The organism is Kitasatospora sp. NPDC057015 (genome assembly GCF_042673745.1).
Taxonomy (GTDB): domain Bacteria; phylum Actinomycetota; class Actinomycetes; order Streptomycetales; family Streptomycetaceae; genus Kitasatospora.
This window is the reverse complement of sequence record NZ_JBHUSG010000017.1, coordinates 92,834-106,981: the sequence shown is the minus strand read 5'-3', so window position 1 is coordinate 106,981 and position 14,148 is coordinate 92,834. Positions and strand designations below refer to the sequence as shown.

Annotated in this window: 11 protein-coding genes; 5 read left to right on the top strand and 6 right to left on the bottom strand. The window is 75.0% G+C overall.

Going from position 1 to position 14,148, the window contains the following annotated elements; translation table 11 throughout:
- Nucleotides 1-129: 129 nt before the first annotated feature.
- Together ACFTWP_RS18500 and ACFTWP_RS18495 are read right to left on the bottom strand one after the other, a co-directional pair.
- Complete coding sequence (locus ACFTWP_RS18500; RefSeq protein WP_380265655.1) at nucleotides 130-726, bottom strand: HD domain-containing protein; 597 nt, start codon at nucleotides 724-726, stop codon at nucleotides 130-132.
- 175 nt (nucleotides 727-901) lie between these two features.
- Nucleotides 902-1,795: a prohibitin family protein gene (locus tag ACFTWP_RS18495; protein WP_380265654.1), complete on the bottom strand. Its 894-nt coding sequence runs from the start codon at nucleotides 1,793-1,795 to the stop codon at nucleotides 902-904.
- Between the two features lie 252 nt (nucleotides 1,796-2,047).
- Here ACFTWP_RS18495 and ACFTWP_RS18490 point away from each other — a divergent pair, with 252 nt between their 5' ends.
- Entirely contained in the window at nucleotides 2,048-4,030 is a 1,983-nt protein-coding gene (locus ACFTWP_RS18490; RefSeq protein WP_380265697.1) for an APC family permease, read from the top strand.
- A 66-nt stretch (nucleotides 4,031-4,096) separates the two neighbouring features.
- Here ACFTWP_RS18490 and ACFTWP_RS18485 read toward each other — a convergent pair whose 3' ends face one another.
- Nucleotides 4,097-4,678, bottom strand: coding sequence for a TetR/AcrR family transcriptional regulator (locus tag ACFTWP_RS18485; RefSeq protein ID WP_380265653.1), 582 nt, complete (start codon nucleotides 4,676-4,678; stop codon nucleotides 4,097-4,099).
- Between the two features lie 309 nt (nucleotides 4,679-4,987).
- Here ACFTWP_RS18485 and ACFTWP_RS18480 point away from each other — a divergent pair, with 309 nt between their 5' ends.
- The 3 genes from ACFTWP_RS18480 to ACFTWP_RS18470 all read left to right on the top strand — a co-directional run bounded on the left by ACFTWP_RS18480 (nucleotide 4,988) and on the right by ACFTWP_RS18470 (nucleotide 8,151).
- Nucleotides 4,988-5,893, top strand: coding sequence for an LLM class flavin-dependent oxidoreductase (locus tag ACFTWP_RS18480; RefSeq protein WP_380265652.1), 906 nt, complete (start codon nucleotides 4,988-4,990; stop codon nucleotides 5,891-5,893).
- A gap of 568 nt (nucleotides 5,894-6,461) precedes the next feature.
- Nucleotides 6,462-7,421, top strand: coding sequence for a D-2-hydroxyacid dehydrogenase family protein (locus tag ACFTWP_RS18475; RefSeq protein WP_380265651.1), 960 nt, complete (start codon nucleotides 6,462-6,464; stop codon nucleotides 7,419-7,421).
- 127 nt (nucleotides 7,422-7,548) lie between these two features.
- Complete coding sequence (locus tag ACFTWP_RS18470; protein WP_380265650.1) at nucleotides 7,549-8,151, top strand: phosphoribosylanthranilate isomerase; 603 nt, start codon at nucleotides 7,549-7,551, stop codon at nucleotides 8,149-8,151.
- A gap of 177 nt (nucleotides 8,152-8,328) precedes the next feature.
- Here ACFTWP_RS18470 and ACFTWP_RS18465 read toward each other — a convergent pair whose 3' ends face one another.
- The 3 genes from ACFTWP_RS18465 to ACFTWP_RS18455 form a co-directional block, all read right to left on the bottom strand.
- Entirely contained in the window at nucleotides 8,329-8,787 is a 459-nt protein-coding gene (locus ACFTWP_RS18465) for a DoxX family protein (protein WP_380265649.1), read from the bottom strand.
- Nucleotides 8,788-8,960: 173 nt separating this feature from the next.
- Nucleotides 8,961-9,524 carry an NUDIX hydrolase gene (locus ACFTWP_RS18460; RefSeq protein WP_380265648.1) on the bottom strand — a complete coding sequence of 188 codons (564 nt, stop codon included), beginning with the start codon at nucleotides 9,522-9,524 and terminating at the stop codon, nucleotides 8,961-8,963.
- A 52-nt stretch (nucleotides 9,525-9,576) separates the two neighbouring features.
- Entirely contained in the window at nucleotides 9,577-11,076 is a 1,500-nt protein-coding gene (locus ACFTWP_RS18455; RefSeq protein WP_380265647.1) for an SDR family NAD(P)-dependent oxidoreductase, read from the bottom strand.
- A 378-nt stretch (nucleotides 11,077-11,454) separates the two neighbouring features.
- Here ACFTWP_RS18455 and ACFTWP_RS18450 point away from each other — a divergent pair, with 378 nt between their 5' ends.
- Nucleotides 11,455-14,082, top strand: coding sequence for a type VII secretion system-associated protein (locus ACFTWP_RS18450; RefSeq protein ID WP_380265646.1), 2,628 nt, complete (start codon nucleotides 11,455-11,457; stop codon nucleotides 14,080-14,082).
- Nucleotides 14,083-14,148: the final 66 nt, after the last annotated feature.

Sequence of the window (14,148 nt, the reverse complement as noted above, 5' to 3'; positions counted from 1 at the left end):
GGTGCCGGCGCCGGCCGGGGTGCCATGCGCGGGCCGGGTCGCCTGTTCGACGCCGAGCATAGGTCGCAGATGCCAGGAGATCGGGGAGGTATGCCTTGCATTCGCCCTATTGCACGAGCGGTGGCCGGCTCACCGGGGGAGTGCCGCGCCCTGCTGGACGGCGTGGCCGTACTCGGCCGCCAGGGCGTCCAGGTCCGGCTCGCCGAACTCGGTGACCAGCGCGTCGAAGGCCGTGACCTTGTCCGCTCCGAACTGCGCCACCCGGCCGGCGTACGCCGCCGCGTCGAGGAACCGCGGCGGGGTGCTCTTCGAGTGGAACTTGTCCGCGTACATCACCAGGCGCTCCTCGGCGCTCCCGGCCAGGTAGTCGGCGACGGGGATGGGCAGCCGCTGGTCCTCCACGTCCCGGCGGGTCAGCCCGACACCGGTGTGGCAGGAGGCGAACCGGCAGAGGTACTCGGGCAGGCCCTCGGCGCGGAGGATCTCGTGGCCCAGCACGCCGTGGCGGATGTACGCGCCGCCGCCGACCCGGTAGACGCCGATGTCGTGGAGCAGGGCGCCGATCTCCACGAGCTCGACGTCCAGGCGCTGCCCGACGCGCTCGGCGAGGGAGACGGCGATCCGCGCCACGATCTCGCAGTGCGTGAGCACCAGGGTGAGGTCCTCGTGGCTGGGGGCGTACCTCTCGTGCAGGGCGCGCACGCTGCGGATGCTGGGAAGAGTCACCGGCGCAGCCTAGCAACGGTCCGAGACGGGCACGTCGGGCCCGACCGCCGACCTGGCACGCCGGGCCCGACCGCCGGACCGGGCACGTCGGGCCCGGTGGGGTGGTGCGGCGGTCGGGCGGTGGCCGCAGTGGCGGCGGCGCCCCCGCCGGGACGCCGCCGCCCTGCCGGGCGGGTCAGCGCTTGGTGCCGTCCACGATCACCGGGGCGCCGCCGGAGCCCGAGCCGCACGGGCTGGCGTAGACCGGGTTCTTCTCGGCGGCGGCCCTGAAGGCGTCGTAGCACTGGCTCTGCAGGATCCGGTCGGTGAGGGAGTTGGCGATCACCGTGTTGGCCGCGGCCGTGCTCTCCGCCTCGATCCGGCGCTTCTCCGCCTCCGCCTTGGCGGTCAGCACCGCCGCGGCGGCCTGCTGGGTGGCCTGGTCCTGCTGGATCTTCTGGTCGATGGCCTTCTGGAGTACCTCGCTCGGCTTGACGTTGCGCAGGTTGACGCTGTTCACGATGATTCCGCGCGGGGACAGCCGGTCGGTGATCAGCCGCTCCATCTCCGCGCTGATCGCCTCGCGCTGCGAGGCGTAGCCCTCGACGCTGGTGTGCTTGGCGAAGACGTTGCGGACGATCTCCCGGGTGTCCGGGTAGACCAGCCGCTGCTGGACGTTGGCCGCGTTGCCGGAGAGCTTGTACAGCGCGAGGGTGTGGTCCGGGTCGATCGCCCACTTCACGGTGAGGTCGACGTAGAGCACCCCGCCCTCGGAGGAGCGGACCTCGACCGTGTCGTCCCCGGTGAGGTTGAGGTCCGACGGCCGGGTGGAGAAGGTCGTCACCTCGGTCAGCGGCGACTTGAGGTGCAGCCCGGGCTGCCAGGTGCCGCCCACCGACCCGAGCGAGGTGGGCACCCCCACCTCGTACGGCTCGACGATGTAGGTGAAGGAGCTCAGCGTGAGCAGCAGTCCCACGGCGCCGACGAGCAGGCCGGTGAGCGTGGCGAAGCGGAAGTCGACGATCGAGCGCCGCTTGAGCACGAGCAGGACGACGGCGGCGATCAGGAGCAGGACGGAGAAGTAGAACACGACGCATCCCCCCGGACGGTGGTGCCCGGCAGGTGTGCGGGGCATCACGGTGATGCCCCGTCAGTCCCGGGTGAATCTCCTCCCCGGGAGGTCCGTCGACGATCCGCCGCCGGCGGCGGGCTCCTCCGGGCGGGTGGTCCGGCGGCGCGCCGGGCGGTGGGCGGAGCCCGGGGCCCCGGCCTGCCGCCGCATACGCTCGCCGGTGTGTTCAACGTGCCCCAGGTGCTGAAGCGCCTCGTGATCGGCAGGGCGATGCGCAGTGAGGAGCTCGGCGAGACCCTGCTCCCGAAACGCCTGGCGCTGCCGATCTTCGCGTCCGACCCGCTCTCGTCGGTGGCGTACGCCACCCAGGAGATCCTGCTGGTGCTCACCGTCGGCGGCACGGCCTTCCTGTACCTCACCCCGTGGATCGCCGCGTGCGTGGTGGCCCTGATGGTCGTGGTGGTGGCCTCGTACCGGCAGGTCGTGTACGCCTACCCGAGCGGGGGCGGCTCGTACGAGGTGGTGTCGAGCAACCTCGGGCCGAACGCGGGACTGGTGGTGGCGGCGTCGCTGCTGGTCGACTACGTGATGACGGTGGCGGTGTCGGTGGCCTCGGGCGTCGCCAACGTCATCTCGGCGCTGCCCGGTCTGGCGGACTACCGGGTCGGCATGGCGGTGGGGTTCGTGGTGCTGCTCGCGGCGATCAACCTGCGCGGTGTCCGGGAGTCCGGCAACGCGTTCGCCGCGCCGACGTACCTTTTCATCGGGGCGATGCTGCTGATGATCGTCACCGGCCTGGTCCGGGTGGCCCTCGGCGACCCGCCGGTGGCCTCCAGCGCCGGGTACGGCATCGTTCCGGTGCCGGGGAAGGACTCCCTCGCGGGGCTCGGCCTGCTGCTGCTCGCCCTGCGGGCCTTCGCCTCCGGCTGTACGGCGCTGACCGGTGTGGAGGCCATCTCGAACGGCGTGCCCGCCTTCCGGCGACCGAAGTCCAGGAACGCCGCGACCACGATGGCGGCGATGGGGATCATCGCCGTCGTCATGTTCGCCGGCGTCACCGCCCTGGCCCTCGTCTCGGACGTGCACATCACCGAGGACGGCTGCCGGCTGACCGGCTACCCCGACTGCGCGAGCGCCCCGCAGCAGACGGTGATCGCGCAGTTGGCGGCCTCGGTGTTCGGCGGCGACCACAGCGTGCTGTTCTACCTCGTCCAGGCCGCGACGGCGCTGGTGCTGATCCTGGCCGCCAACACCGCCTTCAACGGGTTCCCGCTGCTCGCCTCGATCCTGGCCGAGCACCGCTACCTGCCCCGCCAACTGCACACCCGCGGTGACCGGTTGGCGTTCTCCAACGGCATCATCGCGCTCGCGGTGGTGGCCGCCGCCCTGCTCTGGCTGTACGACGCCGACGTCACCAGCCTCATCCACCTCTACATCCTGGGCGTCTTCACCTCCTTCACGCTCTCCCAGATCGGGATGGTCCGGCACTGGAACGGCCTGCTGCGCGCGGAGACCCGGCCGGCCGTGCGCGGCGCCGCGCACCGCGCCCGGATCATCAACGGCTTCGGCGCGCTCACCACCGCCCTGGTGCTGGTCATCGTGCTGCTCACCAAGTTCACCCAGGGCGCCTGGCTCGCCGTGGTCGCCGCGACCCTGCTCTGGTTGATGATGCGCGCGATCCGCCGTCACTACGACGCGGTCGCCGAGGAACTCGCCGTCGAGGACCCGCACGCCGAGACGGTACGTCCCTCCAGGGTGCACGGCATCGTGCTGGTCTCCAGGGTGCACAAGCCCACCCTGCGCGCCCTCGGCTACGCCCAGGCGTTCCGGCCCGACTCGCTGGAGGCCCTCAGCGTCGCCGTGGAGAGGGAGGCCACCGACGCGCTGCGGGAGGACTGGGCCGCCTTCGAGATCCCGGTGCCGTTGAAGGTCCTCGACTCCCCGTTCCGGGAGATCACCAGGCCCGTCGTCGGCTACGTCCGCGAACAGCGCCGCGCCCACCCGCACGAGGCCGTCGCGGTGTTCATCCCCGAGTACGTGGTCGGGCACTGGTGGGAGCAACTGCTGCACAACCAGTCCGCGCTGTGGCTCAAGAGCAGGCTGCTGTTCACCCCCGGCGTCATGGTCATCAGCGTGCCCTGGCAGCTCTCGTCCTCCGGCCGCGCCGACCACCCCAGCCGCCGCGCCCCCGGCGCCGTCCGCCGCGGCGAACCCGCCGGCGACACCGACCGCACCCCGAGGTCCGGCCGGTAGCGGCCGGCATGTAGCGGGCCGGCCGGTAGCGGATCGGTAGCGGTCCGGCCGGTACGGGAGCGGCGTTCAGCGCGGGCGAACCCCCTCGATCGCGAGGGTGACGAGCTGGTCGGCCTCGGCCGCCCCGCCGGGTTCCTGCTCGGTGGCGAGTGCGATGGCGCCGACGAGCCTGAGCAGCTGTGTGACGGTGACCTCGGGGCGTACGGCGTGCGCCTGCCGGGCGCGCGCGAGGAGTTCGGCGCCGGCATCGACGATCATCGCGTGGCAGGTGTGTCCGAGGGCCGGGTCGCCGTCACGGGCGCCGCCCATGAGGGACGTCCCCAGGCCCCGGTTGGCCACGGCGTGCGCGCCGACGGCGCGGAGCCAGGTGGTGAGTGCGTTCCCCGGGTCGGGGTCGGCGAGCAGGTCGTGCGCCGTGGCGCAGAGGGCTTCCACCCGGCTCCGGAAGACGGCCTCCAGGAGCACCTGCCGGGAGGGGAAGTGCCGGTGCAGGGTGGCCGAGCCGACCCCGGCCCGGCGGGCGATCTCCTCCAGGGAGGCCTCGGCCCCCTGGTCGGCGACGACGCTCCCGGCCGCCGCCAAGATCCGTTCCCGGTTGCGGCGTGCGTCGGCGCGCATCGGCGGCGTGGAGGTGGTCTCCCTGGGCACGGGGGCTCCTGACGGGTTGCTAACCGGGGTGGCCCTCCATATGCTAGCCCGCGGTAACCGGAGGGCCACCCCGTTTGTGCGCTGCGGCCCGGCCGGCCGGCCGGAACGGGAACGGTGAGAACGGGAACGGCAGGAACGAACAGGGGGAGGGCTGGTGGAAGCGACACTCGTGGACGTGACCGGAGGGGACGTGCTCGCGATCGGGTCGACCGATCCGCGACGCGGTGCGGCGGCGCCGGTGACAGGCGGGTCGAGGTCGGCCCGCCGCACCGCAGGGCGGACCGCAGAGCGCACCGCAGGGCGGACCGCATGAGCGCCGGCGGGCCTGCCGGTACGAGTGCCGGCAGGCCGGACCTCGGACGGATCGGCATCTGGGCCGGCGACCTCGACAACCTTCCCGCGGCCGGCGTTCGTACGGCCGCGGCTGCGATCGAGGACCTCGGCTACGGCACCCTGTGGTACCCGGAGACGACCGGGCGGGAGGCCGTGGCGCAGGCCGCGATCCTGCTGTCGGCCACCGGGCGGGTCACCGTGGCCGCGGGCATGGCCGACATCCACGCCCGTGACGCGGTGACGACCGCGGCCGCCCAGCGCACCCTGGAGGAGGCGTTCCCCGGGCGGTTCCTGCTCGGGCTGTGGGAGGGGCACCCCAGCCTCTCCCGGGACGTCCGCGGCCACCCCTTCGGCCCCGCACCGGCGGCGATGCGCTCCTACCTCGACGCCCTCGACGCCGCTCCCTTCGGGCCGCCCACCGGCACGGCCGCGCCGCACCGCGTGCTCGCGGCGCTGGAGCCGGCCGTGCTCGCGCTCGCGGCCGAACGCGCCTGGGGTGCGAACGTGTTGGGCATGCCGGTCGAGTACACCCGCACCGCCAGGGCCGTCCTCGGCCCCGACGCGCTGCTGGCGGTCACCCAACTCTGCGTGCTGGGCGCCGGCCGCTCCCGGACGGCGGAAGCGGCCCGAACGGTGGCCGCGGCGGCCCTGCCCAACCGCCGTACGCTGCTGGCGGACCTGGGCCACCGCGACCCGGACGCGCTCGGCGACCGGCTCGTGGACGCGGTCGTCGCGCACGGCCGTGCCGGGGACGTCGCCGGCCGCGTCCGGGACCACCTGGAGGCCGGGGCCGACCACGTCAGCCTCCACCTGATCACCGCGGCGCCCCGAACGCCGCCCCTCGCGCAGTGGGAGGAGCTCGCGACGCACCTGCTGCCCTGATCCCGCCCGCGGTGGACCGCCGGCCCGCCCGGCCCGGCCCCACCGCGGGCTGCCGGGGCCGGTCCTGTTCCCGCTCGCGGCCAGCGCGCGTCGTCGGTGTCGTCCGTGTCGTCCGTGTCGTCCGTGTCGCCGAGGACGGCCGAGAGCTCGACGCTCGCGTCGGCCCGGGGGACGGCGAGCGCTACCGGGCCGTCCCAGTCGCGGTAGGTGTACTCGTACGGTCCGTCGTCCCGGCCGGCGCGGCAGCGGGTGATGCGCGGGGTGACGGTGCCGCTGACCAGCTGGCCCATCACCTGCGACCGGATGTCGGCGGTGACGGACCGGGCCGCCCCGCCGTGGCGTCAGACCGGCTCCGGTCGGGGGTGGTTCGCCCGAGCCGAAGCGTTCCCACTGAATTTGAACGTGTTCCATATGGCGTGAGGGTGCCGGCTGGCCCCCGGATCGGACGAGGACCGGACCGCCCGGGTAGCGTGGCCCGGGCGACGGCGCCCGCCGCTTCGGGCCGACGGCCCGCACCGGCCGCGCGGCCGGCGCCACCGCGGAACCCGGCACCCATGGAGAGACCGAGATGAGCTTTCGCTGCGCCGTGCTCGACGACTTCCAGTCCGTCGCGACCACCGTCGCCGACTGGTCGCCCCTGGCCGGTGCGGTCGAGGTGGTGAGCTTTCCCCGACACTTCGGCACGGAGGGCGAACTCGTGGCCGCGCTCGCCGACTTCGACATCGTGGTCACCCTGCGCGAACGCGTGGCCTTCCCCGCGGGGGTGTTCGCCCGGCTGCCCCGGCTGCGGCTGCTGATCGCCTCCGGCATGCGCAACTCCGTCATCGACCTCGCCGCCGCCGAGCGCCACGGTGTCACCGTCTGCGGCACCGAGAGCTCCTCCGTCCCCCCGGTGGAGCACACCTGGGCCCTGCTGCTCGGCCTCGCGCGGGGCATCGTGCCCGAGGCCGACGCCCTGCGGGCGGGCGGTCCCTGGCAGTCGACCCTCGGGGTGGACCTGCACGGGCGCCGCCTCGGGCTGCTCGGTCTCGGCAGGATCGGCAGCCAGGTGGCCCGGATCGGTGCGGCCTTCGGCATGGAGGTGGTGGCCTGGAGCCAGAACCTCACCGAGGAGCGCGCCCGGGCGGCGGGCGCCGCTCTCGCCGCCTCCAAGGAGGACCTCCTGGCGACCAGCGACTTCGTCTCGCTCCACCTGGTGCTGAGCGAGCGCACCCGCGGCCTGGTCGGCGCCGCCGAGCTCGCCCTGATGCGGCCCACCGGCTACCTGGTCAACACCTCCCGGGCGGCCCTGGTGGACCAGGACGCGCTGCTCGCGGCCCTGCACGCGGGGACCATCGCCGGGGCGGCCGTCGACGTCTTCGACATCGAGCCGCTCCCGGCCGGCCACCCGATGCGCACCGCGCCGCGGCTGCTGGCGACCCCGCACCTCGGCTACGTCACGGAGGCCAACTACCGGACGTACTACGGGCAGGCCGTCGAGGGTGTCCAGGCCTTCCTGGCGGGTTCGCCGGTCCGCCGGCTCGGCTGACCCGCCGGCGACCGTCCGTCCCCCGACTCGGGGTGGGGCCCCGCCGGGGGCGTGTCGCGGCGGTCGCGGACCGCCTGCCACAGTAGGAGCGGCAACGGGAACGGAAAGTGCAGGAGGACCGGTCGGCGTGTTCGTGAAGATCTGTGGCCTGAGTACCGCCGAGGACGTCCGGGCGGCGGTGGGTGCCGGCGCCGACGCCGTCGGCTTCGTCCTCACCGAGAGCCCGCGCCGGGTGAGCACCGCCCGGGCCCGCGAGCTGGTCGAGGCCGTGCCCGAGGGGGTGCTCACGCTGGCGGTCTTCCGCGACGAGCCGCTGGAGCAGGTCCGGCGGGACGCGCTGGCGGCCGGTGTCGGCGCCGTCCAGCTGCACGGCGACCACCCCGCCTCGGCCTTCGCCGACCTGCGGGACCTCGGGCTGACGCTGGTCCGCGCGACCTCCGCGGCCTCCGCCGCCGGGGCCGACTGCGGCGACTTCGGCGAGGACCTGCTGCTGCTCGACTCGCCGGTGCCGGGCTCGGGCGAGAGCTGGGACTGGTCGGCCCTGGGTGAGGCCCCGCCCGCCGGCCGGTGGATGCTGGCCGGCGGCCTGGCACCGGAGAACGTGGCTGACGCGGTCGCGCTGGCCCGCCCGTGGGGTGTGGACGTGTCGAGCGGCGTCGAGGTCCGGCGCGGGGTCAAGAGCCCCGAGCTGATCGAGGAGTTCCTCCGCCGGGTGCGGGCCGCCGGCTGAATCGGTAGGGCCCGACGCGGTACGGGTACGCCGGGGCCGGAGCGTCCGGGCGCGGCGGCGACGGCCGACAGCGGCTGCCGCCGGAGCGCCCGGACGGTACTCGGTGCGCGCGGGTCACTCGGCGCGCGGTCGGATCACGGTGTGCGGGCGGGTTACGGCGGGCGGGTGGGCGGGCGGTCAGGCCACGGCGGGCGGCTGCTCCACGCGGACGGCGGCGGTCCGGCCGCGGCGGCCCAGTACGCCGTCCAGGGCCAGGCTGCCCGGGCCGGTCGCCGCGATCAGCAGGAACGTCCAGCAGAACAGCACCGATGCCTCACCGCCGTTCTGGAGCGGCCACAGGGCGTGCTCCTGGTGCACCGAGAAGTACGCGTAGGCCATCGAGCCGGAGCAGAGCAGGGCAGCCGTTCTGGTGCCGAGCCCGACCAGCACCAGCCCGCCGGCGACGAGTTGGATCGCGGCGGCGTACCAGCCGGGCCAGCTCAGGGCGGCCACGGTGCCGCCGCCCTTGGCGCCGCCGAGGATGCCGAAGAGTGAGGCCGCGCCGTGGCAGGCGAAGAGTAAGCCGACGACGATCCGGAAGAGGCCGAGAACGTACGGGCGTGCGGTCTCGACGGCTTCACGCGGGACGAGAGACATGATGCGCTCCTGACAGAAGTGAGATCGGCCAGGCAAGGTTTCCCTAACTTGGGGGGTTGTGCAACCCCGCCTCCGGAGTGTTCACGGCCTCGAAACACGGCTCACCCGGGCGTGGTCGGGTGAGCCGGTCGGCTGACTGTTCGGTCGTCACCACCGTTGCGGCAGTGGGGAGTTCAGGCCCGTGGTTCGCGAGTGGCAGGCGTGGCGGGTGAGGCGGACGCGGCCGGTGGGAGGGTCGTGGCGGGCCCGGGGGACGTCACGGGCCCGTGGGGCGTGACAGGCACGAGAGGCGTGACGGGATAGGCGTACGTGGCGTCCGGGAGGGTCGCCCCGCCGGGCAGCCAGCGGCCGAGCACCAGCGCGGACGGATGGAACAGCGGGCTCGGCAGTTCGTCGAGCGCGAAGCGCTCCCAACCCGCGCAGCTGTGCGGCTCGGTGACCTCCGCGGGGGCGGTGCTCGGCGGCGCCAGCACCGCCGCGGTCAGCCGGGGCCGGCCGAGCTGGTGGTCCAGCAGCACCGCCAGCACCCGCATGGCGCCGGCCGGGAGCACGATGCCGGTCTCCTCGGCCAGCTCCCGGGCGGCGGCCTGCTCGAAGGACTCGCCCGGGTGGTCCACCTTGCCGCCGGGCAGGCCCCAGGACGGCTGCTCGCCCGCCGTGATGCGGCGCCCGAGCAGCACCCCGCCCGTTCCGGTCGGCACGATCACGCCCACCCCGAGCACCGGTGCCACTGCCATCGGATCCCTCCCGGGAACGGTCGAGCTGAACGGGCCGCCTGCGGGCCGGGTGTCACCAGGTGGACTGGGCGTAGTCCTTGAGGAAGCAGCCGTACAGGTCCTCGCCCAGCTCGCCGCGGACGATCGGGTCGTAGACCCGGGCGGCGCCGTCGACCAGGTCGAGCGGGGCGTGGAAGCCCTCGGCGGCGAGCCGCATCTTGTCCGGGTGCGGGCGCTCGTCGGTGATCCAGCCGGTGTCCACGGCGGTCATCAGGATGCCGTCGGTCTCCAGCATCTCCTTGGCGCTGGTGCGGGTCAGCATGTTCAGCGCGGCCTTGGCCATGTTGGTGTGCGGGTGCCCGGCGCCCTTGTAGCCGCGGCTGAAGACGCCCTCCATCGCGGAGACGTTCACCACGTACTTGCGGCGGGCCGGCGAGGCGGCCATCGCCGGGCGCAGCCGGCTGATCAGGATGAACGGCGCGGTGGAGTTGCAGAGCTGGACCTCCAGCAGCTCCATCGGGCCCACCTCGCTGACGGTCTGGACCCAGCTGTTGGTGGGCGCCAGGTCGGGCACCAGGCCGCCGGCGTCGATCGCCGTGCCGGCCTCGATCCGGGCCGGCGAGGCCGAGCCGGTGACCAGGGCGAGGGAGGTGACGTCCTCGGCGCTCAGCCGCTCGCTGCCGGCGGTGGCCTGCCCGGGCAGGGCGGGCAGGTCCACGCTGCCGCTGCCGAACCGGCCGATGGTGGTGGACTGCGGAAGCTCGCCGAGCGGCAGCGCCGCCGACTCGGCGTTGACCAGCTCGCGGTAGGACTCCGGGGGCCGGCGCACGGTCTGCGCGGCGTTGTTGATCAGGATGTCCAGCGGACCGTCGGCGGCGACCTCGTCAGCCAGCGCCATCACCTGGGCCGGGTCGCGCAGGTCGATCCCGATGATCTTCAGCCGGTGCAGCCACTCCGCGCTGTCCGGCATCGCCTTGAAGCGGCGGATCGCGTCGTTCGGGAAGCGGGTGGTGATGGTGGTGTGGGCGCCGTCGCGCAGCAGCCGCAGCGCGATGTACATCCCGATCTTCGCCCGGCCGCCGGTGAGAAGCGCGCGCTTGCCGCTCAGGTCCGCGTGCGCGTCCCGGCGGCTGTGGTTGAGCTTCGCGCAGGACTGGCAGAGCTGGTGGTAGAACGCGTCCACCTCGACGTACCGCTGCTTGCAGGTGTAGCAGGAGCGCGGACGCTCCAGGACGCCGGCGATCTCGGTGGTGGTGACGGTGGTCAGGCCGAAGGCGCCGGCCGTCTCGTCGTCGATCCGCCCGGGTGCGCCGGTCGCGGTGGCGGCGGTCACGGCGCGGTCGTTGGCCGTCTTGCGGGCCCGCATCTCCTGGCGGCGGCGCTGCTTGAGCGTGCGGAAGACGCCGCCCACGGCCTGGCGCACGGTGATCGCGTCGGGGTGGTCGACGTCCAGTCGGTCGAGCTCGGCGAGCACGTCGAGGCAGAGCGCGAGCCGTTCGGGGTCGATGCCCGGACCGTACTCGACCGCCTCCGGGGTCGTCCCGGTGTCCTGGATGTCCTCGACCGCCGTCATGCCCGTCACTGCTTCCTTGCTCGCTTTCCCCGCCCGTTACCGGGCGGAGTCTACTGGGCCGGGCCACGTCGGGGCGAAACCGTTGCGATCATCAGCTCGTCGGTACGGCACGGCAGGGGCCGGCCCCCGGGCGACGGCACGGGGCCCGACCGGCCGGTCCGGGCGGCCCGCGCGCGCCGGGTGACGCGGATCACGGCCGAGGCCGACTCGCCGCTCCGCCCGTCCGGAGCCATTCCGGAGCCATTCCGGAGCCCGTGCGGCCGGCCGTGGCGGGCCCGCCGGCGAGGTCCGTGCCGCGGACCGGTCGGCCGCCGATGGCCGTCCTCGCCGCAGGCGGCAGCCCATAGAATGACGCCGATCTTGACAGGGGGGATTCGCATGAAGACCGTCGACAGCTGGCTGCCGACCCTTCCGGCCGGACGGCAACCCGCCGGGCGGGCCTTGCTCAGCTGGGCGGAGGACCCTCGGGCGCCGCGGTTGTGCCGGGTGTCGGGCAGCGCCGGTACCGGCAAGACGTACCTGGTCGGCTGGTTGGCGACGGCTCTCGCCTCGCCGAGCGCACCGACCACCCGCCTTCCCGCCCTCGCCCTGTCGACGGCGGGGCTGACCGGGCGCGGCGCGGTCTGGTCGCTCGCCCGGCTCCTGGGAGTCGCGGCCCGTACCGCCGCGGAGCTGCGGGCGGAGGCGGGCCGGGACGACCGGCCGGTCCTGCTGCTGGTCCGGGACCTCAACCGCGCGGCCGAGCCGCGCGAGGTCGCGGACCTGCTGGCCGGCCTGTTGGACCTGCCGCGGATCCGGATGGTGGCCGAGCTGGCCGAGGGCACGGTGGAGGCGGCTGCCTTCGCGTCGTTCCCGAGCCCGGCGGTGCTGGACCTCGACCAGCCGGGGTGGACCGACGGCGCCCGCTTCACCCGCTGGTACGGCCAGTTGGGCGCGCGCTCCCCGTTCGAGGCGGAGACGGTCCTTGCGAACCCGCGCCTGGCCCGCCTCGCCGCGCGGATTCCCGCCGGGACGGACACCTCGGGCGGCGTCGCCGCCGCCTGGTGGGCGGCGCTGCCGCCGGACCTGCGCCCCGCGCTGCGGGCACTCGCGGCAGCGGGTCGGCCACTGACCCGCCGGGAGTGGGCCGGGTACGCGGAGCCCGGGACGGTCGGCCGGGCGGCGGAGGTGCTCGCGGCGGACTCCGCCACCGAGGACACCTGGTGGCTGCCGGCCGGCCCGCTCCGTGACGCGGTGACGGCCGGATCGACGGCCGCGGACCAGGCCGGCCTGGTCCGCGCCCTGGCCGCCACCGTGCCGCGGACCGCCGACGGGGGCCCCGACCTGCCGGCGGCCGAGCCCGGCCACCTCGGTCTGATCCTCGACCACGCCGTCCGGTCCGGCAGCGCCGCCGCGCTCCTGGACGACCCGCGCTTCCTCGCGCACGCCGATCCGGTCGCCGTCACCGCAGCCTTCGCCGCGCTCCCGGACAGCCGCTTCGCGACCGTCTGGAACGCCGCCGGGCCGGCGCTGGTCGGCGCACCGTCCGGTGCGGAGCGCGCCGCCGTGCTGCGTGCCCGGCTGCTGGGACACGACCCCGCTGCCGCGGCCGCCCTGGACGGATCCGGTGCCTGGCGGGCCGAATGGGCCGTGTGGTCGGCCGCGTCCGAGCCCCGGCTGGCCGCGGCGGCGCTCACCCGGGGTCCGTACGCCGGGTACGTGCTGACGGTCGACGAGGGCGGTCGGCTTCGCGCGGTCGCCTCGGCGACCGGGCAGCTCTCCGAGGTGGCGGCGCACCCGGCTCCCACCCCGCTGCTCTCGCTGGCCGCGCTGCCGGACGGCGCGGTGGTGGCCCTGGACCCGACGGGCCGGACCCGGCTGCTGGCGGGCTCCTCCCTGCCGGAGCCGGTGGATCCCGCGGCGCTCGACGGCGCCCGGCCGACCGCCCTCGGCGGCCTCGCCGGCAGCGTGGGGGACAGCGCGGGCCGGGTGCACTGCCTGCCCGCCACCGCGGTCGAGCACCTCCACGACGGCCCGGTCACCGCGCTGGACGGCGTCCCGCTGGCCCGGTCCGGCCGGCCGTTGCTGGTCAGCGGTGGGCAGGACGGAACCGTGCGGGCCTGGAGGCCCGGCACCACGCCGATGCCCGCGCCGGTCGACCGACGGAGCTGCCCCGTTGCGGCAGTCGCCGTCGGCCGCGGGCCGCGCGGCCTGCTCGTCGCCGCGGCCTGGACGGACGGCCTGGTCCGGGTCCGGCTCCTGGACGGCGACGACGTCGTCGACCTGCGCCCCGGCGGTCCGGTCCGCTCCGTGCTGATCGACGACGCCGGCCGGGTGGTGGTGGTCCTGGCGGACGGTGTGATCGGGGTGGCCCTCGGCGACCTCCCCAGCCCGCCGCGCGACGTGTCCTCGGTCGCCGGCTTCTACTTCTCCACCGAGCCGCCCTCCGTCGAGGAGGTGGTGAGCGTGCGGGGCGGGCCGGCGCTGCCCGACGCCGTCCGGGAGGAGGCCCGGCGCCGGCCCGGTCAGTGGCTGTTCGCGGTGGACCCCGCCTTCGACGCGACCGGTTCCGTCCCCCCGCACGGGATCGTCGGCGGCTGGCAGATCGATCACCAGGGCGTCGTCGCCCGGTTCATCGCCAACCCCGCCCACCGTCCCGCCGGCGACGCGGCCGGCCCGCCCCGGCCTCCGGCCGAGCGGGCCCTGCGACGGCTGGTGGCGGGGGAGGGCAGCGCGCAGGACCTGCTGGCGGCGCTCCTGGACGCGGAACTGCAGCTGTGCGCGCGGACGGCCGGCTCGACCGAGCTGTTCGTCTCCCCGGGCGTCAGCGGCCGGGACGCCGTGGACGCGTGCACGTCGGCCGGCCTGGTTCCCCGGCACTGGCCGGGCACCGTCGTGATGACCGGCCGCGAACTGGCCGCCGTGGCCGCCGGGCTGGACCTGCGGCTCGACCCGGGCAGCGAGGCGGCGGTGGCCTTCCCGGTCGACCACCTCGTGCCGGGGGACGGGCGGGGCGACGAGCGGTAGGGCTCCCCGCCGTCACGTGCCGCCGACCCGCGAGGTCGGCGGCGCCGGCACCGGTGACTCGGATCC

What these genes read in the sequence shown, in the direction of transcription:
- ACFTWP_RS18490 (WP_380265697.1), top strand. Translation starts at nt 2,048, where the DNA reads ATGCGCAGTGAGGAGCTCGGCGAGACCCTGCTCCCGAAACGCCTGGCG.
- ACFTWP_RS18480 (WP_380265652.1), top strand. Translation starts at nt 4,988, where the DNA reads ATGAGCGCCGGCGGGCCTGCCGGTACGAGTGCCGGCAGGCCGGACCTC.
- ACFTWP_RS18475 (WP_380265651.1), top strand. Translation starts at nt 6,462, where the DNA reads ATGAGCTTTCGCTGCGCCGTGCTCGACGACTTCCAGTCCGTCGCGACC.
- ACFTWP_RS18465 (WP_380265649.1), bottom strand. Translation starts at nt 8,787, where the DNA reads ATGTCTCTCGTCCCGCGTGAAGCCGTCGAGACCGCACGCCCGTACGTT.
- ACFTWP_RS18460 (WP_380265648.1), bottom strand. Translation starts at nt 9,524, where the DNA reads ATGGCAGTGGCACCGGTGCTCGGGGTGGGCGTGATCGTGCCGACCGGA.
- ACFTWP_RS18455 (WP_380265647.1), bottom strand. Translation starts at nt 11,076, where the DNA reads ATGACGGCGGTCGAGGACATCCAGGACACCGGGACGACCCCGGAGGCG.
- ACFTWP_RS18450 (WP_380265646.1), top strand. Translation starts at nt 11,455, where the DNA reads ATGAAGACCGTCGACAGCTGGCTGCCGACCCTTCCGGCCGGACGGCAA.